The sequence below is a fragment of the Chitinophaga sp. YR627 genome (assembly GCF_900114995.1).
Taxonomy (GTDB): Bacteria; Bacteroidota; Bacteroidia; order Chitinophagales; family Chitinophagaceae; genus Chitinophaga.
Genome location: NZ_FOUX01000005.1, coordinates 548,879 through 573,691 on the forward strand (window position 1 = coordinate 548,879; position 24,813 = coordinate 573,691).

The following is a 24,813-nucleotide window of genomic DNA, read 5'->3' on the forward strand; positions in this document are numbered from 1 at the left end:
CAGTATAACGGTCTGTTTGAGGGTTTAGAGTTCAATGTTTTGTTTCAGCAACATACTGCCATCTGCCAGGCGATAGATCGACTGTGCATTGGACATCGTCCAGTTGATGCCGTCCCTGCTCTGCCACAGCTGTCCTTTGGGATCAATCTTTAGCCACTGATCAGTAGCAGGACGCTCCATATGTCGTGCATTCCCCAATAATAACACAACGATCACTACAGAGATGGTTGATTTTTTCATAATGTCGGAATTTTTTGACATATCAGATACGCGACAGGTAAAGAAAAAGTTTGGGGGGCCGAAAATATTTTAACCCCGCATAAACAACAAACGCCCAAACAGGACAGTGTAGGATGCAGGATGTACAATAACAGTTATATTACACTTTTAATCAATTTCACGTTTATTGGATGAAGAAATTACTCAGTGTGGTAGCGCTCTGCCTTCTTTTGCTACCCAACACCAGCCATGCACAATCCGCTGTGTATGCCTCTCAGAGCAGGCCATGGAATGCCAATTGGATTGCACCACAGAATGAGTCTGGCAATAACTATGGGGTCTACTATTTCAGAAAAAGGATTGATCTCCCCGCTAAACCTTCCAGCTTCATTATCCATGTATCAGCTGATAACCGTTATAAGTTATACGTAAACGGTACACTGGTGTCTCTGGGCCCGGCCCGTGGTGATACCTATTACTGGAATTATGAAACCGTTGATCTCGCCCCCTACCTCACCGCTGGGCCTAATATAGTGGCAGCCATGGTCTATAATGAGGCCGAAAATCGCCCCGAAGCCCAGATCTCCGTAAGAACAGCGTTTATCTTACAGGGCAGTGGTCGGGAAGAAGAGATCTTAAACACCAATAACTCCTGGAAATATATACGTGATAACGGCTACCAGCCTGTTACCGGCTTCTTTGCTGCGAGTACCGGCGAATTCGTAGACATGAATCAGTCTGTTAAAGACTGGACACGTCTTGACTTCAATGATAACAACTGGCCAGCTGCAGCTCACCTGTTTCAGGGGCACCTCAAAGGCGATGGTGATGGATTGGCCTGGATGCTGGTTCCCTCCTCTTTACCACAGATGGAACTGACCCCGCAACGACTGCCGCTTGTCAGAAAGACAACAGGCATTAACCTGCCCGCTACCTTCCCCGCTTCAAAAACAGCCGTTACCATCCCTGCCGACACAACGGTATCTTTTATTCTGGATCAGACATTCCTGACCAATGCCTACATCAACCTGCACTTCAGCAAAGGCAAAAATGCCGGTATCTCCATGCGTTATGCAGAATCCCTCTACGATGATGCGGCAAAATATGGCGACCGGAAAGGGAACCGTAATGATGTGGATGGTAAAGATTTCAAAGGCAGGAAAGATAGCCTGGTCTCCTGTGGAGATACAGGACAATCCTATACGACGCTTTACTGGAGAACCTTCCGTTATATACTCGTAACCATCCATACACAGCAGGAGCCATTGATAATAGATGATATATCTGGTGTATTTACCGGCTACCCTTTTAAATTTAATGCAGCTTTTAATACACAGAATAATGAGTTGAAACAGATCCTGGATATCGGATGGCGCACAGCCCGTTTATGTGCTATGGAGACCTATTTCGACTGCCCTTATTATGAACAGTTACAGTACATAGGCGATACACGTATACAGGCGCTGATCAGCTACTATAACAGTGGCGACGACAGACTGGCACGCAATGCCATCGATCTGATGGACCATTCCCGTATCACTGAAGGCGCCACACAAAGCCGCTGGCCTACCCGCAGCACACAGATCATATCCACCTTCTCCTTATGGTATATCGGTATGCTGCACGATTACTGGATGTACAGACCCGATAGTAATTTCATCCAAAGTAAACTGGTCGGAGAACGTGCCGTACTCGACTTTTTCAGCAGATATCAGGGCAAAGACGGATCCTTAAGAGGCTTGCCTTACTGGAACTTTATAGACTGGGTGGGGGGCAAAGGATGGAACTTCGCCATGCCGCCTAAAGGTACAGACGGCGCATCCGCTATCCTTGATCTGCAGCTATTAATGGCTTACCAATGGGCCGCCGAACTGGAAGCCGGCATGGGCATGCCGGCATATGCTGATTTGTACAGAAACAAAGCGGCCTTACTAAAAACAACCATCCGGAATAAATACTGGAATGCTGCCAGAAAACTGTTTGCAGATACCGATGAAAAGGATGTCTATTCGCAACACGCCAACGCACTGGCTATACTAGCGGGTCTGGTTAATCAACAGGATCTTCCGGATATCTGCCGGCAACTCCTGACAGACAAGTCCCTCACACAATGCACCATCTATTTCAAATATTACCTGCACCTGGCGCTGGCTAAAGGAGGTCTCGGTAATGATTACCTCAAATGGCTGGATGTATGGCGGGACAATATCAAAATGGGCTTAACTACCTGGGCTGAAATATCCGATCTTCCCAACAGCCGCTCCGACTGTCACGCCTGGGGCGCCAGTCCTAACATCGAATTCTTCCGGATGGTACTGGGCATTGATACAGATGGACCTGGCTTCCGCAAAATAAAAATAACGCCACACCTGGGAGATTTAAAGGACATCAGCGGAGAGATCCCTCATCCAAACGGAAAACTTGCCGTTACATATACTTTCGATAAGAACAGGTGGAAAATTAAGATCCGTTTACCTGAGCGAACCACCGGTACACTGGTATGGAAGAGTAAGAAATATCCGCTTAAGGCCGGAGAGAATCTATTGGAAATATAAGATAGCCACGGAAAACTAATTACACAATACACCCGCTCCTGTGGCGGGTGTACCTTTTATAAACGCCGTCTCATCATCGCTGAGACAATGAAGTCGATCATTTCATCCTAAAAAAGGATATATTAGGTAAGTAAAATCTCCCTTAACATCATGAACAGGAGAACATCCTACAAGCTGAAGCAACTGGGAATCATTACCGGCATATGGCTGATAATAGGCCTTTTCATTCCGCTCTATGACCGAGTCGCGCTGTTTACCACCAACGCAGTGGCCCCTATACCCAAATATACTATTGCAGCATCCATCATCATTAATATGGGAGCAGCGCTGATCGGTGCACTCCTGGGTGGTAGTCTCCTGGTATTTTACGTCAACGTAAAGTTCCGGGACAAATCATATGGTTATACCATCGTCACGGTTGTGATATCTTTCCTGGTTGTGCTGGCTATTGTAAATATCGTACTGCGTGCCTTCGATGTTCCTTCTGATCCACTACGGATATTGAAGAACTGTATGATATGGGGCGTCGTTGTTGCAATCACACAATTATTCCTGCAGATCAACAACAAATTCGGAAAGGGTGTTTTCTGGAATATCCTGCGGGGTAAATACAATACGCCTAAAGAAGAACGCAGGATCTTCATGTTCCTGGACCTGAATTCCTCCACCACAATTGCAGAAACTTTGGGTGATAAAAAATACCACGCATTTCTCAAGGACATCTTCACCGACATTACCAACCCTATCCTCGACAACAAAGGAGAGATCTATCAGTATGTAGGTGATGAAGTGATCGTAGCCTGGAAATATGAAGAGGGTATACAAAATAGTGAATGCGTAAAATGCTTCTTTGATATTAAATATCACCTGCAACAGCTAAACAACAAGTACACCCGGCTATACGGACTAACACCCACCTTCAAAGCCGGTATTCATTGTGGTAAGGTAGTGGCTGGTGAAGTGGGTATCATCAAAAGAGACATCACCTACTCCGGCGATGTACTGAATACGACTTCCCGTATACAGAATATGTGTAAAGAGTTCAATGAAGAGATCATTGTTTCCGGAGAACTGGCAGACTCACTCCGCCTGGCAGGCCATTTTGCTGCGCAGACTTTAGGTTCCATCAAACTGCGAGGAAAACAAAAAGAAATGCAGCTGGTAGCTGTGAAATGGAAGATCTGACCATACAAATACGCCTTGCTATTCTCTTCTAAGGCTCTGTACAGGATTAGCCAGTGCAGCTTTAACCGCCTGATAACTAACGGTACATACCGCGATCAGCACCACCAGACCTCCGCCCCATGCAAAGAGAGACCAGCTTAGAGAAATACGGTAAGGATAATTTTCCAGCCACTTACTGGCTGCCAGCCATGCTAACGGAACCGCAATAACTAAAGCGATCATCACCAGCTTTACAAACTCCACCGACAAGATCGTCGCAATGCTTTGTACCGATGCTCCCAATACCTTCCTGATACCAATTTCCTTAATACGCTTTTCCGCTGATAATACAGACAAACCAAACAAACCGATACAGGATATAAAAATGGTTAGTATAGCGCTAAATAAGATAATCTGCTTCCACCTGGCCTCAGACTCATAGTTCCGCCGATTCACCTCATTTTTAAAGACAGGCGCGTAAGGACTGAAAGGAAAGAATTGCCTGAATTGCTGCTGAATATACGCCAGACTACGGGTAGCAGAACCAGGTCTGATCCTGATATAGAAAGTACCATAGGGATTCGCATTGTTCATTGTGAACAACTGCGGAGCTATTTTATTGTTGAGTGCCGCATAGTGATAATCCTTTACCACACCGACAACTTCAAAAGTTTTGTTATTGTGAAAATTAAAAACAATCTGTTTCCCTATCGGGTCCTTCCATCCCGCCTCTTTCACAAAAGCCTCGTTTACCAGCACCGCATGCGCCGAATCTCCAGGATGTGCAGTGGAAAAATTCCGCCCTTTCACCAGCGGGATCTTTAAGGTTTCCAGATAAGATTCATCCACCGTCTCCCATGCAAACCGGATGGAAGAGTCGTTGTCAAGCTTCGCCATCGTTCCCCAGGAACCACCATTCTTAGGCGCTACAGACACAATATCCGGATACTTAAGCAACTCTTCTTTGAACACCCCGGCTTCCTGATGCGTCATATTCCCTTTCTCAAGCATAACGATATCATGATCATTGTAACCCAGATCGGCCTTAACAAGATAATTAAACTGGGAATAGATCGTAAAGGTGGCAATGATCAGGAACGAAGCAAGTGTAAACTGTAATACCACCAGTGATTGTTGCAGATATCCTTTGCCTTTTAAAAGGAACCTGCTATAGAGCGTTTCTACAGGACTATATCCCGATAATACCAGTGCCGGATAAAAACCTGCCAGTAAACCAGTCAGCACAAAGAGCATGATATACCCTGTGATCAGTTTGGTATCCACCAGATAACCAATGGCCAGCTTCTTATTGGATAGCTCATTAAAGACAGGCAGGATCAGCTGTGCTAACGCAATGGCCAGCACAAAAGCAATGGCACATAAGATAAATGATTCGCCCAGGAATTGTACGATCAACTGTCCTCTGTCACTGCCAATCGCCTTACGGATCCCGATTTCCTTCACTCTTCTTACAGAACGGGCCACCGTCAGATTCACGAAATTGATACTGGCGATCAGCAGCACGAAAAGCGCTATTCCTGAAAGAATATAAGCATAGATCGGATTACTGGCTTTCTCCAGACCATTCTGCGCCGGAAACGTTGTGCTCATATGTATATCAGCAAAAGGCTGCAAAGCGTAAGTCCCCATATCTCCGCCTTTTTCACCGCCAAATTTCACGTTCATCGCATCAAACGTCTCCCGGGCATCCTTTTCATAAAAGCGTTGCATTTGAGCGGAAACGGCCAGCGGATTGGCATGTTCCTCCAGTTCAACAAAGGTGTTAAGGAAATAACCAAACCAGTTATCATTGTTCCGCATGTCAGCGTCTGTCTGCCGGATAGGTAACAATATCTTATATTGGATAGATGAGTTCTGCGGACAGTTCTCCGTTACTGCTGTAACCTCATAAGACACAAATGTTTTGCCTTCCGCCAGCATCAGCACTTTACCGACAGCATCTGCAGTACCAAACTGCTTTTCTGCCTCATCCTTTGTCAGTACAACAGTATGTGGCTGTTTTAAACAGGTACTGGCATCGCCATGGATCAGGGGAAAAGAAAATAGTGAGAAGAAATTTGCATCTACAAAAAATACATTGCGGCTTTCAATGTCTCCGTCTTTTTTAAAGTCCATCCGTCCATCCTGAACACGCACAAATGACTTGATCCCGGCTACCTGTTGTGAGAACCTGGGTCCCTGTAAAAGGCCTGTACTTGAAAACCTGCGCGCTTCTCCCCGATTGAAAGAGCTGAGCGTTATCCGGTAGATACTGGCGCTTTTCTCATGGAACCGGTCAAAACTGACCTCATCCTTTACATACAACAGGATCAGCATCGCACAAGTCAGACCAATGGTCAACCCCGCAATATTGATAAAAGAATACACTTTATTATGCGCCAGATTACGGATGGCAATGGTGAAATAGTTCTTAAACATAGGAGGACACTTGAAACACCAGGACACGTCAATGCCTATGCCAAATCAATAAAAGCTGATTTGCAGCAGATTAAAGGATATAATTTTCGGAAAACTGTCCGTTTGAGGACATTGGATGTACGGGGCCGGCCATTCAGCTAATGATAAAAAGGCATATTTAAGGGAAGAGCTGCACATTGGCTTTTACAAGGTCGTAAAGCTTTTCTATCACCAGATCCCGTTGTTCTTTATAAAGATGTTCATACTGCCTGTAGATATCACTTTCTCTCAACTCCTGAACGGCAGCTATGTAGTTTTCAATATTACCGGGAACCTCATATTTTGTATACAGTAATTCCGCCAGCTCCCCTGCCTGTCTCTGCGCGTTAGATAACGAAGAAAGCTGCAATACTGTTTCCAGCTGATCACTGATTTCCTCCAGTCTGAAAGATAAGGCAACATCTAATGCTTCATAGTCCACATAAAGTAGCCATTCAGTAATAGCCACCAGGCAATATACCTCCGTCGGGAAACCAGCCAGCTGTTTAAAATCCAGCCAACCATCCCTGTATATACTATGTCGTTCCAGAACAGCAAACGTTATCTGATCCAGGGCTTCTTCTTTATTTTGATAACGCTTTAAAATGCGCTCAGTCAAAGTAAAACGTTCTTCATCAATACTTTTTATGGTAGCATCAATATCATAGTTATTGTTGATCAGATGCCGCTGAATAAGGTCTTCCGGTAAACCAATTTTGCTGACCAAAGTCTGTAAAATCTCTTTCCTGAATAATAATACAGCATCGTTGATATCCCCATCTGCCTTTTCAAGCAATTTCAATCCGGCAGTCAGACCAACAGGGATCCGCTGACGCAGAAGGCTTAATTGCTGTTTACTTGTTTCGTTCATTTTGTAGTCTGTTCAATATCCTTGTACGAAAGGAACAGGAACTGCGCATCGCAATATCCATGAAGCGAATATCAGCTTTATTCCAATACAGTAACACAGCCACAAAATATATTGCCGTAGTCAGCTCTTATACCCTGAAGAGTCCTTTTATCATCATTCCGCATTATCACTGGCATACCATTCAGCATACGAAGTATGCGTCTCGTACAACTTCAGTCTGCAAAGCCTTATTGCTTCCGGTAGCTGCGCAATAATACGCTGCGCAAAATCCACCACCATATTCTCACAGGTTGGTTGCCAGGGCGTCCATACAACCCGGGCAAACAATTCACTATCCGGGTCCCCCAAAGACAACACGCTACCTTCTTTTAACATAAGCGCATGATCCAGCGGTGCAATAATTTCCCGTTGCACAATGGTTTTCAAATCGCCAAAATCCAATACCATTCCTTCATTGCTTCGTCCGGGAGTATGATCCGGTTGCCCGCTGATAGTCACTTCCAGTTGATAGGAATGTCCGTGAATATGTTTACAAAGTCCTTTATGTCCTGAAAGCGCATGCGCCATCTCGAATCTGAATATCCTGGTGAGTCGTACAATCTGTTTCATGAGGAGAGCAAAAGTATCCCGCCTGTTGATCATGACCACTGATTCCGGTCAAATACCAAACTGATAAACATCACCCGATCTTTAAATTTCAAGTCCGTATACTTCCGGATTTCCCCGCCTCCGGCAAGTTTTCCATACCTGTTAACCTTTATCTATCCTTTTTATACTAGCTTTGCCGGATTCCTATATCCTGTTATTATGACAGCAATTGTCAATTGCCTGAAAATCAATTTCCTTCTACTACTTACTACCTGTTTATGCCAGGCACAAAGCAGTCCGCTGGGGAACCCTTCTTTCGAAGGAATACCCGGAATATCACAGGTACCTGCACCGTGGTTTTTTGTTGAAGGAGATGCTGATACTTATCCCTTAGTGTCACCTATCCCGCCGCCATTAATGCCAAAAGACGGAAAGACGTATATCCAGTTGCTCGTACAAGCTATTTTTTTTGCAGGCAATACATATGAAGGAAAGGTAGAATCAGTTGGCCAGCAGTTATCTGCGGCTATGGTTCCTGGCACTACTTATCTAATGACAATGGACGTAGCTGTTATTCCTATTAACAACAAGCTGGGGTTTCAACTCGCCCTGATGGGAGCATTCGGATGGGACGGTGCAGGAGTCAATAATGGTACCTACGGCTGGGTAGTACGTTATATAGACAGCAAAGGACAGGCAATGCAGCAAATGGGTGCGGTCTCACTCATACGATAATATAAATACGCGTAATCGCATCAATCTATAAGAATGGACGAAAGAAGAAAACAGATCCTGCAGGAAATAAAACATCAATGTGAGGCATATAAAAGCGATGAGTTTGAATACTACTTCGAAATATGGGGCCTTAATTGGTATCCCTGGCAGCTGGAGGTTTCCCCGGCACAAACCATTCAACTCTCCATCAATGATTTATCAACAGAAGATCTGCAATACCTGGAAAATGCAGGTGAAATAATGCTTATCAGAAAATATGAACCACATGAAGTAGAAAATGAAACCGAATTTGGACGAAAAAGATACCGCATCAGCAATAGTAATACCGCCCCTTAAACACCTATCCTCAGCTCAGTCTGACATTTCTCCGCCCCCTATATCTTATATTACAGTATCAAAAACAGCACTCGGTAACTTTATTCAAAATAATTTTGAGAAACCGATTAGTTGCAAGTATATTCGCAACCGAATGGTTTCTATAAAAAACTAATAACTATGAAAGCGAAAGTTCTTTTTGTATTATGCTTACTGACAGGTCTGATGTTCCTCAATGCTGGCCTGGACAAGTTCTTCCACTATATGCCTGTCCCTAAGGACATGCCTGAGAAAATGGTAAAATCAGGTATGGCAATGATGGAAATCGGCTGGCTCATGCCACTGGTGGGTGCTGTAGAAGCCATCGGCGGATTACTGCTAATCTTCAAAAAGACCAGAGCACTTGGAGCCATCGTTATTCTTCCCGTACTGGTTGGTATTCTGTTGACCAATATCACCGTGGCCCCTTCTGGTTTACCGATCGTGCTGACGATAATCGCCATTATCACCTGGGTGATTATTGAAAACTGGCACAAATACCTGCCAATGGTCAGAGAATAACAAAAGACTGTCAATCGCCATCATCCATAAAAGAATCATAAATGAAACACAACTTGCAATTCGATTTCATTGCAGACAAGCAGAAAAATACCCTGACAGTAAGACGCGAATTCCTGGCCGACAGGCAATTGGTGTGGGATTGTTATACCAAAAGCGAATTGCTTGATCAGTGGTTTGCCCCTGCACCGCTATCAACAAAAACCAAATCATTTGATTTTCGTGAAGGCGGTCACTGGCACTACGCCATGATAGACCCTAATGGCACAGAATACTGGGGATATACTGACTACCTGAAGATCCACCCCATCGACTATTACACCTCTCTGGATGCATTCTGTAATGCAGATGGTGAAATCAATGAAGCACTGCCACGCGCTGAATGGGTAGTGACATTCACTGACAAAGGAGAAAATGCACTGGTAGAAACAGTCGTTACCTATAAATCGCTCTCAGACCTGGAAACCGTTATACAGATGGGCATGGAACAGGGACTGGCAGCCACACTGGAAAAACTGGATGAACTCCTGTTACATCTGCGTAAATAAACAGGTAACGCTTTACCATTAATATGCTTTAATAAAACGGGCTGCGTAATACTTTTACGCAGCCCGTTTTATTAAAGCATATTACTACATTACTTCCAGTCAATATGCATCATACTCACATTCTCTTTCCTTGAAGAAGTAACCGCAATTCCCCTTCCTTTTCCAGCACCAGGTATAAAAGTAAATCCTTCCAGTTCATCCTCCCGACCGTCAATATCCACCACTTTTACTACTTTCTGTTTACCGGTCGCAATACTCTCCGCCAGATCAATGTAGGTAAACCGCCATTTTCGTCCTTCTACCTGATTCTGTATCAATACCAGCCAGCCATACTCCGGCAGCCAGTGCAGGTTCTGCACCCACGCGCTACAGGTGAATTTCTTATACAATACACCCTTATCTGACGTCTTTTTTACGTTGCGCAATGTAACAGGATCATATAACCGTACCTCATTACCCTTATCACCATAGTCCGCTGTAGCAACATACCATTTCTTATTGTATTGCACATACTCCGGCCTTGTACCCTGGATACAGGCGTCGTCTTCGATCGTATTAAGCAGATTACCATCCAGTGAACCTGTGCGCTGTAAACCCTTCCAGTCAACAGAATAGATCACTGCACGCCAGCGGCTGCCTTCTTTATTAAGCCGGATACTGTTCCCGATAAAAAAAGGTAACCCTTCATGATAAGCAAACCCCGTAGGATGATTAATGACATCCGTATCATGTAAGGTCAGTTTCATTTCTTTGTTGGCGTAAATAAGACTGTCTCCATGCAGCGTATATTCTCTGATCATACCAACCTCCCGGTCTCCATACAGAAAATATTTACCTTGCTGGTAAGACACCCCCTGACAAGCACCCAGTGAATCCACTGTATAGGCGTGTTCGATGCGCATATCCGGACCATTCTTCGTAAAAGGCAATAAAGCGCATAGCAGTGCGCCAATGCCGGCAGTCATAAACTTCATAGTTGATTTATTTGCATTGATTCTCGTCTGACAACAGGTTAACTAATTGCTATGGATGAAGAACATACACATTTACACATCTTCCAGAGCAAAAGGCAACCTGCGTATCCGTTTGCCGGTAAGATCAAAGATGGCATTACACAATGCAGGTGCAAAAGCAGGTAAGCCCGGTTCTCCCACACCACCCGGACTTTCATTATTCTCCATAATATGCACAGCTATTTCAGGGACCTCATGAATGCGCGGCATGGGATAAGTATTGAAATTCTCTTCAACAGCTTTACCTTCCTTAAAATGAGTAGCATGATGCACGGCCGCCCCCAGGCCCATAATAATACTTCCTTCTACCTGTGCGCGGATAATATCCGGATTGACATACCAGCCACAATCTATGACAGCAAAGACCTTATCGACCTTAACGCCTTTCTCTTTGCCCCGGGATACCTTTACAACCTGCCCTACCCGGCTGCCAAAACATTCAGTAATAGCTACACCCCAACCCGTATTCGGTTCCCGTGTATCCCAGTTGCTGAAAGCCGCCAGTTGACTGACCATCGCCTGATAACGTGCAGAACTTAGATGCCGTTTCCTGAATAATAAGGGATCTTCCTTGGCAAGATGCGCCAGCTCATCTATAAAACTCTCGCTGGCAAACAGATCTACATTGGCGCCTGGTGCACGCCACCACATGGTCGGTATCGGAGATCGGGTAGAAATACCGCCAAAACTATAATGTGGGATAGATGTATAATAATCTTCCGCCAGACCAGCAGAATTTCCACCATTAATGGGCAATGCCTGCGGTATCGAATCCTCCAGCTGGCCCACACTGATATATTGGGAAGCAGAAACGATCTGTAATGCGCCGATCTTTTTCGCTGTCGTCACACCTCCCCTGCACCGGTACATCGCACCGGCACGAAAAGGTCCCATCGTCATATCATCTTCCCGCGTACACAGCAACTGTACCGGCGCCTTTATCTCCTTTGAAATCAGCGCCGCTTCCAGTGGATAATCCGTAAACGCCTTACGCCCGAAGCCACCGCCTAAAAACGTCATATGCACATGAACATTTTCAATGGGAATACCCAACCGCTCACTCAGATTACCCTGTATCCAGTTTGCTTCCTGTATCGGTCCCCAGATCGTTATACTGTTGTCCTTTACATCTGCGGTACAATTCACAGGTTCCATACAACTATGCGATTGATACGGTGCTTCATAAATGGCTTCTATACTGGCATCCGTGGCCTTTAATGCGGTATCAAAAGCAGCCGATGGCGGCAGCTTATACAGATCTTCCCGCATCCTTGTATACAGCTGCTCAGAATCAAGATGCTCAAACCCCTCATCATTCCACTCCACCTTCAACTTTTTCCTACCCTGCATAGCCGCCCAGGAAGAATTTGCCACAACTGCCACCCCTTCAAACAATAACCCGAACACATCCCGCTGCACCTTAAATACATGCGTTACACCATGTACTGCCCTTACAGCTGTATCATCAAAACTTTTTACTTTTCCCCTGAAACGCGGATTACGCTCTACCACCGCATACAGCATCCCCGGCAATTGCTTATCCATACCGAATACCGCGCTACCATTCGTTTTTAGTACAGCATCATTCCGGTGCAGAGGTTTGCCGATGACTTTATAATCCTTACGGGCTTTTAAGGTAACATCCGCCGGTGGTGTTAACTGCGATGCCGCCTTTACCAGCTTCCCATACGCCAATACCCTCCCCGTTCCGCGATGTATCACCTGTCCATTCTCCGCATAACACGTCTTTACATCCACCTGCCACTGTTGTGCAGCCGCCCGGATCAGCATTTCCCTGGCAGAAGCGCCAACGCGTAATAACTGCTGATACCAGCCACGAATGGAAAAACTACCCTCCTGTGGCTGCGGACCATATTTCTTTGGAGCAGCAGCCGCTGACCGGATAGATATCTGATCCATACTGACTTCCAGTTCCTCCGCAATGATCTGGGGTATCGCCTGCCAGGTGCCCTGCCCCATCTCCGAACGGTGATTAAAGATGGTGACCATTCCCGCACTATCAATAGATATCCAGGACATCAGCTCTGTCGCTGCATCGGTAACCTCATGGGCATGAATAATTTTACTGGCATTTCTTCCCAATACAGGCCAGCAAAGCCCGATTGTTAAAGCAACGCCGGACATGCCGGTATTGCGCAGGAATGTTCTCCGGGAAAGACGTCTATGCTCCGTCATCAGAAATGTGATTTACAGACCTTAAAAAGCAGGACTTATCGCCCATCAAATTACTCATTCACATGCAACCAGACAACCCTGATTGACGAGCTGCCAACTATACTATACCAACGGTCATTTTTAAACGGTCATCTTCTGTCCCATTTATCCGCACTTACATCACATATTCCCCCTGGAATCTGATAATCTGACGACATTGTCGCTTAAAAAAACGCCATGAGAAAACTACTCCTGCTCATCCTCCTGCTGCCATTACTAACAATCGCCCAGACGCCTCAGCAACTGGTTTCTTTTGGGCAACCCGACAGTATTTACTCAGATATTCTCAAAGAAAAAAGACAGCTTTGGATCTACTGTCCTAATAACGACACCAATTACTTTGTAAAACCAGCTTACCCTGTATTGTATGTATTGGATGGGGATTCACATTTCGGCTACCTTCAGACCATGATCCAGCAAATGAGTGTAAACGGAGTTACCGCCATGCCACAGATGATCATCGTCGGCATCGCCAGTACGAACGGCAATCGCATGCATGACCTGACACCTACTGTTGATGCGAATATACCTTGCTCCGGTGGCGGCGAGCAGTTTACCACCTTCATCGAGAAAGAACTCTTTCCCTATATTGATAATAAGTACCCCACTGCTCCTTTTAGAGTCTACTCCGGTCACTCTCTGGGAGGCCTGATGGTCCTTAATACTCTCCTGCACCACCCCAACATGTTTAACGCCTATATCGCCTCCGATCCAAGTATTTTCTGGAATAGCAGCCGTATGCTTCAGTCCCTCGACAGCTTACTGGAACACCAGGACTTTAAGAACAAACGCCTTTACCTCGCCATTGCCCATACAATGAACGCCAGCCTTGACACTATTCAGGTAAAAAAAGATAATTCAATGGGCTCCATACATACCAGTGCCATCCTCCAGCTGGCAGCGAAACTGAAGCAACATACGCACAATCATCTTAACTGGTCCTATAACTATTACCCCAACGATTATCACAATTCTATTCCGTTAATTGCCCAGTATGATGGCCTCCGGACATTCTTCCGCTCTTACTGGTTTCCTACTTACCTCTATTCGGATAAGGCAGGTGATACAGACTCTCTGCGCACACTGATCACAACACACTACAAAACACTCAGCAAGGAAATGGGATACCCCGTTCTTCCATACGAGTGGGAATTCAATCAGTTAGGTTATCACCATCTATCCATAAAGAATTACGCAAAATCACAAATGTTCTTTGAACTTAATATAGCCTACTTCCCAAAAAGTTTTAACACTTATGACAGCATGGGCGATTATTATATGGAAAAAGGAGACTCAGCCAAAGCGGTCACTTACTGGAAGAAATCGCTGGCAGTAAAACAGGTGCAGCATGTGCAGGAGAAAGTAGATAAGCTTGCTTTATCCACAAGATAACTTATAGCAACGCCACCAATACGATCATCCCGTATCGATAGTACCGGATGATCGCTTTCCGCATAAGATTCCCCAAAAAAACTTCGCGCATTAACTATCTTTGCGACTCCCTAAAACCTTTGAAATTATTATGCGCCTTACCTATGCATGCCTCTTAGTTTTTTGCCTGCTTATACCTGATATACTGTCTGCACAAACCCCGTCCACAAACGAAACAATCGTTGCGACTTTTGAGAAAATATTAAGAAAGAAGCGGGACGAATGGTCGAAAAGCAACTTCAACAGTATCATTTTTGTACCAGACGGTGGTCTTAAACAGGCAGTCGTATTCAGTCAGTTAAAAGTGACCAGTTTTGATAGTATAGCCCTGTTGCTGACTCCACAGGAGAAGTCCCGGAAGTTCCTTTATTTTTCTCCCGATCCCGTTGATACAATTACAAAGAATGGAGAAGTTCAGATAAAATTCCCTACTGGTGGTTTCTCGTATATAGAAGAAAAGGAACTGGCTAAAAACCTAACGTTTAAAGGTGATACCATCATCTATAAAACAGATAGTGCCAGGTCTGTCAGATATCCTGGTTCTTACGGCATCCGTATTATGGATGACAAAGAAGTCACCCGTAGTATCAATACCCGCTTATCTTATGCCTGGTACCTGCCCGAAGATTACGAATACCTCTCTTATACCTGTAACAAAAAGGGTTACTGGCAACGGCAGGGCAGCCTGATTCATTTTGTAGGCGATTTTGATGAAAATAACTTCCTCTTCGATATCCGCTTCCGGAAAAAACACGCACAACCTGCAATACTCCAGGGCAGAAAAGTTGATTTTACAAAGACAATACAGGTAAATGGCGATCACGTCGACGTGTTTATAAATGACGCGCAGACAGAAGATGGCGACATTATCTCGCTGAACCTGAACGGTGAATGGATCGTGAAAGGCCTGGTAGTATCAAAAGCGGGTGCGAAGATCGTCGTTCCCCTGATACACAAAAAGAACTACCTCGTCATGCATGCGGAAAACCTGGGCACTATTCCACCCAACACCGCTTCCATGCAGATCAACGACGGCGCCAAAGTACATCAGATCATCCTTAATTCTGATGCCGGAAAAAGTGAGGGTATTCTGTTCACAAGACCTTAATGGTCAAACCATCATATGCAGATATACGGGGAAGGGGCCACTGGTACAAATGTATCAGTGGCCCCTTCCCGTATATCACAGTATTATTTATTGCGTTATTTGCTGTAAGCTGCAAAAGCTTCCAGATATTTGGTAATAAACTCTTCTTTACGCTTCTGCCTGTACTGCATAATAAACCGGGGATGTTCCAGCGGAACGATCGTTTTGAAAAACTGTTCCTTTGCATTCAGCTGTTGCAGAAAGGCCGCATTCTTCCCTGTTCCAAAACAATAACACACATCAGTATCGATACCAAACTCCAGCTGCTGACGGATACTACTTACCATAAAGTCGTACACCGCATTTGTCAGCGCCTTGCTGTCGTAATAGTTGTAATTGATTTCTGAACCGTCCGCTTTCACTGAAGTGAATCCAAGCGGAGAAACAGAAGCAAAATAAAAATCCTTGTAAAAAGCAACCGGACCGCCATAAGCACTGATAACATCATACACAAACACAGATGACGGCTCATGTGTCTTTATGCCGTTAATGCCTATACCAAGTACTTCTGTCAACCGCTTGGTATCAGTAAAAGGAATACCGGTCGCACCAGATCCCAGTCTGCCGGGATTAATCCCCATAATCATTCGCCGCCGATGATGATCACCATAATATTTACGGTAAAACTGCTGCATAATATCCATCACCTGCGGCTGTTCACGAAATGGATTCATGATCCGGATACCCGGCGGCAGCGTACCCGTATACTGCAGATGACTATTAAAGTCAATGACGTGTTCGGCAAATGTCTGCTTCATGATTACAATTGATGTGATCAGCTATTCACTTTTGTAACATTCGTTCTGTCAATTTCCATGGCAGACAAAAGATTCTTACCATGACACTGACTATAAGGCTTGGAACTCTTACAATAACACGGTGTGCCAGACTTACCCCCCTCTCTCATATAAAGTTCGAGATTATCACACAAAGTATTATAATGGTTATACACATTACCCGTATAGGTATTGAAATGAATATTGTCATCATCCACACGCGTAGAAAACTGCTTCAGAAAATCCTTCATCTCTGATAATAAGATGAAATGCCCGATCAGCGGATTATTACCTATACTTACTCTCACATTACTGATATATTTTCCCTCATAGACATATCTGTCATCCGGAATAAACAACAGCTGCCCCGGCATTCCCGGATGCGGGGTAACATCTGTCAGATTCCCCTCTTCATCTTCCCACACCGCATAATGCTCTCCCTCACAGATAAAATCACCCAACCATACAGCCCAGCCATACACCAGGTTGCCTCCATCTTTTGCAACTTTATGCTGCACATTAACATAACTATTCCCCGCTTTTGCAGCCGGATCTGGCTGCACAGAAATAATCTCATGAAGATATGCTGACCCGATACGATCTATCAGTTGCTGAACAGACGCGGTAATCTCAATTGGACTTATCATACTATTAAATAAACACTATAATTATCAATAATCTCCTGCAGCCACCCTCAATCCCGCATCCCTCCTCAATCCTGCCCCCCCACTCTACTCATCCTCATTCCATTCCACCCCATTCTATCCTACTCCACGCTATCCCACTCCATCCAGCTCAAATCCACTCCCCACTAAACACTCCATTACCTCAACCACCCCATTACTAACACTGAACGCTGGAATAAGCGAAGGCTTTCAGATGGCAAAACGGACCTTAGCCCGTCCCCTGCAAAAAGCTAAAGCCCAACCAACGCCCCGCCCCTCAGCCCTTTACCAACCGCTCCATCCACCCACTCAACCATCTCTCCACATGCATACAACCCCGTAAAATTGGGCGCAAATATACACCCTTTAAAGCGGCTTTCATCATCAATACACCTCACATACATGACACAGTCAACTTTACACCCCCAAACCACATAAAACCCAGCAAACCACTACAGACAAAAAAACATCACAAACAAGTTAATATTCAATCAAATAAATAAGCCAGTACGAAGAAAACAGCCCCTGCCCAACATTTATAATAAAGCTCCTCCTAACTATCCAAAACGGCCACAATAAACTAAAAACCATATAATTAAACATATCAATTACTCACTCAATCATCTCCCATTCGTACCATATTCTTGGAACAATACTGTAAGAGTTAGTATATTTATGCCCATGAACTATACTATGAGTAATCTGGCTGCGATGACTGGGCTGTCCTCAACAGCTACAATTATCAAACACACATCACTCTTTAAAAATCGACCAACCGGTACCCGGGCAACTCACCCGGAATGCTTGCTATCTGCAACCGGCGCTCAACATTTTTCAGCAGAGGAATAATAACCAGTATCCCTGGATAAGACAATGCATGCAGGAAAAACCATCTACAGGCAGCAGTTGTCAGGTGCAACAATCTAAAACAATCAATATCGTTAATAAGGTTTAATATGGCTGAAGACGCAAAGCAGGAGAAAGAAATACTAGCTGAATTAAAAAAAGATTTCCCACTGACCAAAGAGTCTATAAAAGAAATCGATCTAAGTCAATTTTCTTCACTCCACAGAGGTGAACATTTCAGAGTAACATATGCCTGGAAATTTACTGGCTTTTTACAACGGGTTTACTTTGTAAAGTACCGCAATTCACATAAAACCACGACAACACCCATGCTGGCAGATCAGGCGTTTCCTGCTGATGCAACAATGAAATACGCAGGTATCTATATAAAGTTCGATCAGCCAATGCCCGATTTTATCATCAGGGCAAATACACAGGGTGATAAGTTCCTTAACCTGTACTTTCCAAATTCTGTTAAAGTAAAGACCGTACCGGCCTTTAATCACAAATATATACTGGAATCCGAGGAGTCAGGCACAATAGAACAGGTAATAGGCGTGGACCTCTTTAACACCATGTTGATTGCAGGAGACGTAAATGTGGAAGTAAAAGACAACAAATGCTTCATCTATGGCTTACAGCCTTTTGGCTATGATTATGCCAGATTGCTGATCAGTATAGCCACAGACGTCATAAAAAGAAATATCGGACAACCAGACCTGGTGACAGAACAATAAAGTGATTTAAGCCGGAGAGTCCCTCTCCGGTTTTTTATTGTCCGGTTTATCACCTCAATGTTGCTTACTCAACATATTATCGATGACGCCGTATAAGGTTTTTAGGGAAAACGGCTTATTCAATACAGCATCCGCACCACTCTCCACTGCCGATTCCTTTGAATAAGTCTGTGCAGAAAATAAGACCACTGATAATTGATCAAATAAATGACTATCCTTCAAACGGCGACAGATTTTACGGCCATCATAACCACCCAGGAAAATATCCATAAGCAGTAAAACTGGCTGATGTAAGGGGATATTTTGCTCAAGTTCGCGGGATCTCTCAGGGCTATCACGTCCATTTGTTTCCTCCTTAAGACCAATGACACGGCTTCAAGGATGTCTTCATTGTCATCCAGTACAATTATCTTTTGCTTAAAATGAGGTCTTACTAAAATATTGCTCCCAATGACTTACTCCCGGATATAACCGCTATAACATAGCTACAGTGAATATTCACAGGCGCTCTAATGGATTTTTCTGAAGATAGAGAACCGTATCAAAATAAACAAAAAAAACGTAGGGCACAACCTATATAAACATCTGATTTTCAATAAAAAAATGCCCAACACCACTGTTTACAATTCCTTCATCTCCATCAGACTCGCCTATTGCATATCTTGCCGGCGTAATCACATCCCATGCATCAAAAGATCATCTTTGTCAATGGCTTTTTATTCCCCGGCACCTATCCGGGCGGCGAAGGATACTGGCAGGGAGCCGGCAGCCCATTTGTAAAAGCTGCACATGATTACCTCGGATGCGGCCTTTCTCCTCATTTTACCGATATTCAGCACCCTGTATTATCCAACGTCTCTGAAAGGATTCAAAAAGGACACCTGTATGCAAGGCAACATTACGCCTCACTGACCACCGGCCTTTCAAAAGAGCACGATCAGTTCACCTTCGTCACACATAGTATGGGTGCCGCCTTCGCTGAAGGAATGATCGCCTGTCTCCAGGATAACGGATACCGCATAGGCGCCGTTATTCATTTCAACTCTTTCCAGGCCGCAGATATTCAGATCAGCAAAAGCATTAACCGGAGTGGTTTCGTTATTGACTATCAGAATACCAATGACCCCTTGATCAACAACCCTGTTTACGCCAAAGCAGGAGATATAAAAAACGTGGACCTGAAGATCAGGGAACAAAGCAAAAAACAATATTTCAAACGCCACAGAGATCCTATCGACAGCGGAGACGTATGGCAGATACTGATGCGGTACACGATGCCCTGACCCCAATATCCCCGGCAAAATCAGCACAAATTCCTCATTTTAAATTTTAACTTTATTCCCCTTAATCGGCCGGAAACAGCCTGATTCCACTATTTTCATATCATATTCATTAACCAGAACCACATGTATCGGACTAAAAAGTATCTTGCTCCACTACTTTCGTTTGTTTGTCTGTCAATGTGTGCCACGCTCCACGCTCAGTCCACAACAGGCCCTGTAATCGCAGGCGACCTGGCAGATCCATCCATCATCAAAGTAGATAGTGTCTACTATGCAACAGGCACCTCCTCAGAATGGGCGCCTTATTATCCTGTCTATAAGTCTTCCAACCTGAAAGACTGGCGGCAGACAGGCTACGTATTCAACAAGGCACCGGAGTGGACAGTAGGCTCCTTCTGGGCGCCGGAATATTATAAGATAGGCGACACTTACTACATCTATTATACCGCGAGACGTAAGTCGGACAACCAATCCTTTATCGGTGTTGCCACCTCCCGCTACCCCGACCATGGATTCACAGACCACGGCGTGATCATCGAACATGGAAAAGAAGCCATCGATGCTTTTATCTACGATGATAACGGTCAACGGTATATCACCTTTAAGGCATACGGACTGGAAAACAGACCTATTGAAATATTGGGATACAAATTGTCCGCCGACGGACTAAAAACAGAAGGCGAACCATTCACCCTGCTGAAAGACGACAACCGTGCAGGTATGGAAGGACAAAGCATCCTGAAAAAAGATAACTACTATTATCTCTTTTACTCCGCCGGCAATTGTTGCGGAGGAGGATGCACCTACTCCGTGAACGTTGCCCGTGCCACCAGCTTCAAAGGTCCTTATAAATACTTTGAAGGCAATCCTATCCTTAGTGAGAACGATAGCTGGAAATGTATGGGACATGGCACGTTCGTGGCTGCTGATAACCATCAGACTTACTACCTCCACCATGCCTACAATAAGAAAAGCACAGTGTTCACCGGCCGTGAAGCACTCCTTTCTCAGTTATCATGGCAAACACCATCTGGCTGGCCCGCACTGAAAACAGTCGATATCAGCACTACAACACCTGTGGACCTTTACGATCCATTTGATGGTAAAAAACCGGCTAACTACTGGCAATGGGACTTCCGCCACGCCACTCCTTCTATACAACAGCAAAAAGGAACGCTCCGCTTATCCGGCGTAGTCACAAAAGAAAATCCGGCTGGCATCGCACTGACAGTACGGCCAACTGCCGATAACTTTGAAATGTCCACCACCGTGACTAATCATAACAAAGCCCTCAAAGGCCTGGTTATATATGGAGATGCAAACGCAGCCATTGGCATTGGTGTGGAAGGAGATAGTGTGAAAGTCTGGAAAACAGAGAACAAACAACGTATCACCATAAAGGCAGCACCTGTACCTGCCTCCGCTATCGGACTGAAAATCGCCATGTCCGGTGGTAATAACTGCGAGTTCTTTTATCAGACAGACGAGGCTACCTGGATGCCACTCGCTACTGGTCTGGCAACTGGCTCCCTGGCGCAATGGGACAGAAGTCCGCGACTGGGTCTGCAATACAGTGGCAACAAAAACGAAAACGCTCAATTTGCCTTCTTCAGATTACACAACAAATAATACACAAAGCGGCTGCTCAACATGTTGAGCAGCCGCTTTGATTCAACTATCTGACAAGATCTCTCCTTCTCCGTCTTACTAATTCCTGCCGGCCATTACGCCGCCATCGACATCCCATACAGCCCCGGTGATCCAGCCGGCATCATCTGAAAGCAGGAAACTGATCGTCTTCGCAACATCAGTCGCCGTACCCACTCTGCCAATTGGATGGAACCCATTAAAGCCCTGTAAAGTCTCTTCTATTTTCTCCTTCTCAATAAAAGACTGATAAATAGGTGTCACTACAACTGCCGGAGATACCGCGTTTACCCTGATGTTTACATCTGCCAGCTCCATCGCCAGGTGTTGCGTAAAACTATGCAACCCCGCTTTAGCCATAGAATACGCAGAAGAAGGCGTAGCCTTGATCGCCTGTTTCGCCCACATGGAACCCACATTTACAATAGATCCGCCGCCATTGGATGACATCACCTGAGCAGCCGCCTGTGTGATAAAGAAAAATGCTTTATTGAAGTTATGGTAAACATCATAGTCCGCTACCGTATGTTCCAGGAAAGACTTCGGCTTAAAATAGCCTGCCGCATTCACCAGGTACCTGAGATGAGGTAACTCCTTCGCCAGTAAACCGGCAAACTGCTGTACCTCCTCCATAAGATGCAGGTCCACGGCATATACTTTTACATCTCCTTTCTTTTTAAGCTCGGCTTCAATCGTTGCCAGCTGCGGACTGTTTCTCGCCAATATAGCCACGCTGATACCTTGTTCAAGCAGCACCTCTGCGGTTGCTCTGCCCATACCTGTTGTCCCTCCTACTATTAATGCTTGTTTCATGTTTAATATGCTTTTGCCCTTGTAAAAAGTAAATATTTACAATGCAAAATTCAGACTTCCACTACTTTCTGAAAATGGACAGACAGGAAAACAAATGGTAATTTCAGGAAACAGCCTTCCTGAACTCTGACGGAGAAATAGTCGTATGCTTTTTGAAGTACTTGACAAAATAGGATGGATCATCAAAACCCAGCCGGTAACCGATCTGGTTGATATTAAGACTCGAATGGAGCAGCAAACGTTTTGCCTCCAGAATGATCCGCTCCTGGATCATTAACGAAGGCGTTTTATTCAGTAGCTGACTGGTAACATCAGACAAGGTCCTGGAAGATATATACATGAGCTGAGCATACTCAGCTACCGACAGTCCTTTCATGTAATTGTCATCGATGAAATTCACAAACTGTACCAGTTGCATTCTTTTCTCATCTACGATAAACGGTGTCTTCCCCTCTGTCTGCTCAAACGCATTCTTCCGGCGCTGTACCTGTACCAGAAACGCCTTCAGATAGATCTTTAGTAACTCCTCGCGGCCAAACTCCTCACCCTCTTCCAGCTCACGGCGGATTTGCTGTATATAGCTTTCCAACACGGTCTCAATACCCTTTCCGATACAACAGGAAGGCTGCTGATAAGGATTATTGAACAAACTACACTTCAGAAAATAAGCAACTTCATTACTATCCTGTACAAGAAAAGATTCATTGAAATGAATCAGTATCCCCTTATAATCACTATTACTGTCAAAATAATGTACCTGATTCATCGCTATGAAGAAAATGGCATTATCAAACACCTCATATTCCTGGAAATCCACAAAGTGTTTTCCATTACCGGACTGGAACCAGATGATCTGATAAAAGCTGTGGATATGTGGCCTGGAGGCATTACCATGGTGCTGCTGAAGATATTCATGCAGGTCATGAATGGCAAATTGTGGCTTCTGAGGTTGATGCTGATGCAGGTGATATTCACTGATAATATTTGCCTTCTCCTTAGCCATATGGTAGATATTGAATTCTAAGATACAAAGATCCCTCACCCTGACCATGATTTGCCGGTAATTACCATGAATTCTCCGGTAAGTACAATACCAGGCCAGCTATGATTACACATCTTTACAGGATGAAAACGGATAAAAGGATTGTTATTATCGGAGCAGGACTAAGCGGTCTTACCTTAGCCTATGCATTAAAGAAGAAAGGAATTAACGCCAGCATACTCGAGGCAACAGACAGACCCGGAGGCAGGATACATACACATACAGGTATAGCAGGCACTCCCCTGGAACTGGGCGCAACCTGGTTCTCCGATCAGCATCCAAAACTGATTTCATTACTAAAAGAACTGAATCTGCAAAAGTTCCCACAGTTCTCCGAAGGCATATCCCTGTTTCAAACCAAATCGTTTGAACCACCGCAACAGTTCTTTGTACCCGCAGGAGAAGCGCCCTCCTACAGAATAGCCGGAGGAACACAACAAATTATAAAAGCATTACAGGCGCAAATACCGGCAGATCGTTTGTTGTTAAACACAATGGTCACATCAATAAAAGAAATGCCGGAAAATCTGCTTATAACTACCGCAAATGGGACTACACTGGAAGCTGATATCGTCGTAAGTTGTATGCCTCCTAAAACAGCAGTATCATCGGTCAGCTTCTCCCCCGCACTACCTGAAAACGTTCGGCTGATATTGCATCACGTACAAACATGGATGGCAGGCGCTATAAAATTTGTGATGGAATTCGAATCTCCTTTCTGGCGGGATAAAGGATTCTCCGGCATGCTGTTCAGTCATTCCGGCATCATCTCCGAAATGTATGATCATACAAATGCCGAAGAGAGCAAATTTGGATTCACGGGCTTTCTGAATGGTGCTACTGCCGGCTACAGCCAGGAAGAGAGAAAAATGTATGTAGTAAAACAGCTGAAAGAGCTCCTGGGGGATGATATTCTGCGTATGACGGCCTACCATGATAAAGTATGGGTTGATGAAGAACTGCTGTACAGCAATTCACCTGATCTTCGGCCACACCAGTACAACGGGCATCAGGTTTTACACGATGCATACCTGAACAACAGATTCTATTTCTGCGGTACGGAAACGGCCACCTTACATCCGGGTTATATGGAAGGAGCTGTTCTGGCAGCTACCGCAGTAGCTGAAAAGTTAAACGCCATCACCTGCAAATAAAAAAGCCGGCATTC

Annotated in this window: 23 protein-coding genes; 12 read left to right on the forward strand and 11 right to left on the reverse strand. The window is 44.8% G+C overall.

Annotated features, from left to right (window positions below; all coding sequences use genetic code 11):
• Positions 1-24: 24 nt before the first annotated feature.
• Positions 25-240 carry a hypothetical protein gene (locus BMZ72_RS27275; protein WP_089813040.1) on the reverse strand — a complete coding sequence of 72 codons (216 nt, stop codon included), beginning with the start codon at positions 238-240 and terminating at the stop codon, positions 25-27.
• A gap of 170 nt (positions 241-410) precedes the next feature.
• Between BMZ72_RS27275 and BMZ72_RS27280 the strand changes: the two genes are divergently transcribed.
• On the forward strand, positions 411-2,774 hold the full coding sequence (locus tag BMZ72_RS27280; RefSeq protein ID WP_089813042.1) for an alpha-L-rhamnosidase-related protein: 2,364 nt from the start codon (positions 411-413) through the stop codon (positions 2,772-2,774).
• 150 nt (positions 2,775-2,924) lie between these two features.
• Positions 2,925-3,959: an adenylate/guanylate cyclase domain-containing protein gene (locus tag BMZ72_RS27285; protein WP_089813044.1), complete on the forward strand. Its 1,035-nt coding sequence runs from the start codon at positions 2,925-2,927 to the stop codon at positions 3,957-3,959.
• An 18-nt stretch (positions 3,960-3,977) separates the two neighbouring features.
• Here BMZ72_RS27285 and BMZ72_RS27290 read toward each other — a convergent pair whose 3' ends face one another.
• The 3 genes from BMZ72_RS27290 to BMZ72_RS27300 all read right to left on the reverse strand — a co-directional run bounded on the left by BMZ72_RS27290 (position 3,978) and on the right by BMZ72_RS27300 (position 7,875).
• Positions 3,978-6,377 (reverse strand): ABC transporter permease, encoded by a 2,400-nt coding sequence (locus tag BMZ72_RS27290; RefSeq protein WP_089813046.1) that lies wholly within the window; start codon positions 6,375-6,377, stop codon positions 3,978-3,980.
• Positions 6,378-6,534: 157 nt separating this feature from the next.
• Positions 6,535-7,266, reverse strand: a complete 732-nt coding sequence (locus BMZ72_RS27295) for a hypothetical protein (RefSeq protein ID WP_089813048.1) — start codon at positions 7,264-7,266, stop codon at positions 6,535-6,537.
• 153 nt (positions 7,267-7,419) lie between these two features.
• Positions 7,420-7,875: a 6-pyruvoyl trahydropterin synthase family protein gene (locus BMZ72_RS27300; protein ID WP_089813050.1), complete on the reverse strand. Its 456-nt coding sequence runs from the start codon at positions 7,873-7,875 to the stop codon at positions 7,420-7,422.
• A gap of 198 nt (positions 7,876-8,073) precedes the next feature.
• Here BMZ72_RS27300 and BMZ72_RS27305 point away from each other — a divergent pair, with 198 nt between their 5' ends.
• From BMZ72_RS27305 to BMZ72_RS27320, 4 genes are all read left to right on the forward strand, one after another.
• Positions 8,074-8,589 carry a hypothetical protein gene (locus BMZ72_RS27305; protein ID WP_089813052.1) on the forward strand — a complete coding sequence of 172 codons (516 nt, stop codon included), beginning with the start codon at positions 8,074-8,076 and terminating at the stop codon, positions 8,587-8,589.
• Between the two features lie 33 nt (positions 8,590-8,622).
• Positions 8,623-8,925: a hypothetical protein gene (locus tag BMZ72_RS27310; RefSeq protein WP_089813054.1), complete on the forward strand. Its 303-nt coding sequence runs from the start codon at positions 8,623-8,625 to the stop codon at positions 8,923-8,925.
• Positions 8,926-9,084: 159 nt separating this feature from the next.
• On the forward strand, positions 9,085-9,465 hold the full coding sequence (locus BMZ72_RS27315; protein WP_089813056.1) for a MauE/DoxX family redox-associated membrane protein: 381 nt from the start codon (positions 9,085-9,087) through the stop codon (positions 9,463-9,465).
• Between the two features lie 41 nt (positions 9,466-9,506).
• Complete coding sequence (locus BMZ72_RS27320) at positions 9,507-10,010, forward strand: SRPBCC family protein (RefSeq protein WP_089813058.1); 504 nt, start codon at positions 9,507-9,509, stop codon at positions 10,008-10,010.
• An 89-nt stretch (positions 10,011-10,099) separates the two neighbouring features.
• On the opposite strand, the gene BMZ72_RS27325 is transcribed toward BMZ72_RS27320, so the two are convergent.
• The gene (locus BMZ72_RS27325) at positions 10,100-10,984 is read right to left on the reverse strand and encodes a hypothetical protein (protein ID WP_089813060.1); all 885 of its coding nucleotides are present in this window, start codon (positions 10,982-10,984) and stop codon (positions 10,100-10,102) included.
• 72 nt (positions 10,985-11,056) lie between these two features.
• Positions 11,057-13,219, reverse strand: coding sequence for a xanthine dehydrogenase family protein molybdopterin-binding subunit (locus BMZ72_RS27330; RefSeq protein ID WP_089813062.1), 2,163 nt, complete (start codon positions 13,217-13,219; stop codon positions 11,057-11,059).
• 216 nt (positions 13,220-13,435) lie between these two features.
• Here BMZ72_RS27330 and BMZ72_RS27335 point away from each other — a divergent pair, with 216 nt between their 5' ends.
• Both BMZ72_RS27335 and BMZ72_RS27340 read left to right on the forward strand, forming a co-directional pair.
• Positions 13,436-14,650, forward strand: coding sequence for an alpha/beta hydrolase-fold protein (locus tag BMZ72_RS27335; protein WP_089813064.1), 1,215 nt, complete (start codon positions 13,436-13,438; stop codon positions 14,648-14,650).
• A 130-nt stretch (positions 14,651-14,780) separates the two neighbouring features.
• Entirely contained in the window at positions 14,781-15,797 is a 1,017-nt protein-coding gene (locus BMZ72_RS27340) for a hypothetical protein (protein ID WP_089813066.1), read from the forward strand.
• Positions 15,798-15,892: 95 nt separating this feature from the next.
• Here BMZ72_RS27340 and BMZ72_RS27345 read toward each other — a convergent pair whose 3' ends face one another.
• Together BMZ72_RS27345 and BMZ72_RS27350 are read right to left on the reverse strand one after the other, a co-directional pair.
• Entirely contained in the window at positions 15,893-16,594 is a 702-nt protein-coding gene (locus tag BMZ72_RS27345) for an SMUG2 DNA glycosylase family protein (protein WP_089813068.1), read from the reverse strand.
• Positions 16,595-16,611: 17 nt separating this feature from the next.
• Complete coding sequence (locus tag BMZ72_RS27350; RefSeq protein WP_089813070.1) at positions 16,612-17,259, reverse strand: hypothetical protein; 648 nt, start codon at positions 17,257-17,259, stop codon at positions 16,612-16,614.
• Between the two features lie 974 nt (positions 17,260-18,233).
• On the opposite strand from BMZ72_RS27350, the gene BMZ72_RS27355 reads away from it, so the two are divergent.
• On the forward strand, positions 18,234-18,860 hold the full coding sequence (locus tag BMZ72_RS27355; RefSeq protein ID WP_089813071.1) for a hypothetical protein: 627 nt from the start codon (positions 18,234-18,236) through the stop codon (positions 18,858-18,860).
• A gap of 54 nt (positions 18,861-18,914) precedes the next feature.
• On the opposite strand, the gene BMZ72_RS27360 is transcribed toward BMZ72_RS27355, so the two are convergent.
• Complete coding sequence (locus BMZ72_RS27360) at positions 18,915-19,226, reverse strand: response regulator (RefSeq protein WP_089813073.1); 312 nt, start codon at positions 19,224-19,226, stop codon at positions 18,915-18,917.
• 317 nt (positions 19,227-19,543) lie between these two features.
• Here BMZ72_RS27360 and BMZ72_RS27365 point away from each other — a divergent pair, with 317 nt between their 5' ends.
• The gene (locus BMZ72_RS27365; protein ID WP_089813075.1) at positions 19,544-20,143 is read left to right on the forward strand and encodes a hypothetical protein; all 600 of its coding nucleotides are present in this window, start codon (positions 19,544-19,546) and stop codon (positions 20,141-20,143) included.
• Positions 20,144-20,266: 123 nt separating this feature from the next.
• Positions 20,267-21,772: a family 43 glycosylhydrolase gene (locus tag BMZ72_RS27370; protein ID WP_089813078.1), complete on the forward strand. Its 1,506-nt coding sequence runs from the start codon at positions 20,267-20,269 to the stop codon at positions 21,770-21,772.
• Positions 21,773-21,850: 78 nt separating this feature from the next.
• Here the strand turns inward: BMZ72_RS27370 and BMZ72_RS27375 are convergent, their stop codons facing one another.
• The gene (locus BMZ72_RS27375) at positions 21,851-22,603 is read right to left on the reverse strand and encodes an SDR family NAD(P)-dependent oxidoreductase (RefSeq protein WP_089813080.1); all 753 of its coding nucleotides are present in this window, start codon (positions 22,601-22,603) and stop codon (positions 21,851-21,853) included.
• Between the two features lie 103 nt (positions 22,604-22,706).
• Entirely contained in the window at positions 22,707-23,606 is a 900-nt protein-coding gene (locus tag BMZ72_RS27380) for an AraC family transcriptional regulator (RefSeq protein WP_177222946.1), read from the reverse strand.
• A gap of 101 nt (positions 23,607-23,707) precedes the next feature.
• Between BMZ72_RS27380 and BMZ72_RS27385 the strand changes: the two genes are divergently transcribed.
• Positions 23,708-24,799, forward strand: coding sequence for a flavin monoamine oxidase family protein (locus BMZ72_RS27385; RefSeq protein WP_255373304.1), 1,092 nt, complete (start codon positions 23,708-23,710; stop codon positions 24,797-24,799).
• Positions 24,800-24,813: the final 14 nt, after the last annotated feature.

Excerpts from the sequence above, each read along its gene's own strand:
- BMZ72_RS27320 (WP_089813058.1), top strand. The coding sequence starts at position 9,507 with ATGAAACACAACTTGCAATTCGATTTCATTGCAGACAAGCAGAAAAAT.
- BMZ72_RS27355 (WP_089813071.1), top strand. The coding sequence starts at position 18,234 with ATGGCTGAAGACGCAAAGCAGGAGAAAGAAATACTAGCTGAATTAAAA.
- BMZ72_RS27330 (WP_089813062.1), bottom strand. The coding sequence starts at position 13,219 with ATGACGGAGCATAGACGTCTTTCCCGGAGAACATTCCTGCGCAATACC.
- BMZ72_RS27305 (WP_089813052.1), top strand. The coding sequence starts at position 8,074 with ATGACAGCAATTGTCAATTGCCTGAAAATCAATTTCCTTCTACTACTT.
- BMZ72_RS27350 (WP_089813070.1), bottom strand. The coding sequence starts at position 17,259 with ATGATAAGTCCAATTGAGATTACCGCGTCTGTTCAGCAACTGATAGAT.
- BMZ72_RS27275 (WP_089813040.1), bottom strand. The coding sequence starts at position 240 with ATGAAAAAATCAACCATCTCTGTAGTGATCGTTGTGTTATTATTGGGG.
- BMZ72_RS27280 (WP_089813042.1), top strand. The coding sequence starts at position 411 with ATGAAGAAATTACTCAGTGTGGTAGCGCTCTGCCTTCTTTTGCTACCC.
- BMZ72_RS27315 (WP_089813056.1), top strand. The coding sequence starts at position 9,085 with ATGAAAGCGAAAGTTCTTTTTGTATTATGCTTACTGACAGGTCTGATG.
- BMZ72_RS27370 (WP_089813078.1), top strand. The coding sequence starts at position 20,267 with ATGTATCGGACTAAAAAGTATCTTGCTCCACTACTTTCGTTTGTTTGT.
- BMZ72_RS27335 (WP_089813064.1), top strand. The coding sequence starts at position 13,436 with ATGAGAAAACTACTCCTGCTCATCCTCCTGCTGCCATTACTAACAATC.
- BMZ72_RS27380 (WP_177222946.1), bottom strand. The coding sequence starts at position 23,606 with ATGGCTAAGGAGAAGGCAAATATTATCAGTGAATATCACCTGCATCAG.
- BMZ72_RS27300 (WP_089813050.1), bottom strand. The coding sequence starts at position 7,875 with ATGAAACAGATTGTACGACTCACCAGGATATTCAGATTCGAGATGGCG.
- BMZ72_RS27345 (WP_089813068.1), bottom strand. The coding sequence starts at position 16,594 with ATGAAGCAGACATTTGCCGAACACGTCATTGACTTTAATAGTCATCTG.
- BMZ72_RS27340 (WP_089813066.1), top strand. The coding sequence starts at position 14,781 with ATGCGCCTTACCTATGCATGCCTCTTAGTTTTTTGCCTGCTTATACCT.
- BMZ72_RS27325 (WP_089813060.1), bottom strand. The coding sequence starts at position 10,984 with ATGAAGTTTATGACTGCCGGCATTGGCGCACTGCTATGCGCTTTATTG.
- BMZ72_RS27385 (WP_255373304.1), top strand. The coding sequence starts at position 23,708 with ATGATTACACATCTTTACAGGATGAAAACGGATAAAAGGATTGTTATT.
- BMZ72_RS27310 (WP_089813054.1), top strand. The coding sequence starts at position 8,623 with ATGGACGAAAGAAGAAAACAGATCCTGCAGGAAATAAAACATCAATGT.
- BMZ72_RS27365 (WP_089813075.1), top strand. The coding sequence starts at position 19,544 with ATGCATCAAAAGATCATCTTTGTCAATGGCTTTTTATTCCCCGGCACC.
- BMZ72_RS27375 (WP_089813080.1), bottom strand. The coding sequence starts at position 22,603 with ATGAAACAAGCATTAATAGTAGGAGGGACAACAGGTATGGGCAGAGCA.
- BMZ72_RS27290 (WP_089813046.1), bottom strand. The coding sequence starts at position 6,377 with ATGTTTAAGAACTATTTCACCATTGCCATCCGTAATCTGGCGCATAAT.
- BMZ72_RS27285 (WP_089813044.1), top strand. The coding sequence starts at position 2,925 with ATGAACAGGAGAACATCCTACAAGCTGAAGCAACTGGGAATCATTACC.
- BMZ72_RS27295 (WP_089813048.1), bottom strand. The coding sequence starts at position 7,266 with ATGAACGAAACAAGTAAACAGCAATTAAGCCTTCTGCGTCAGCGGATC.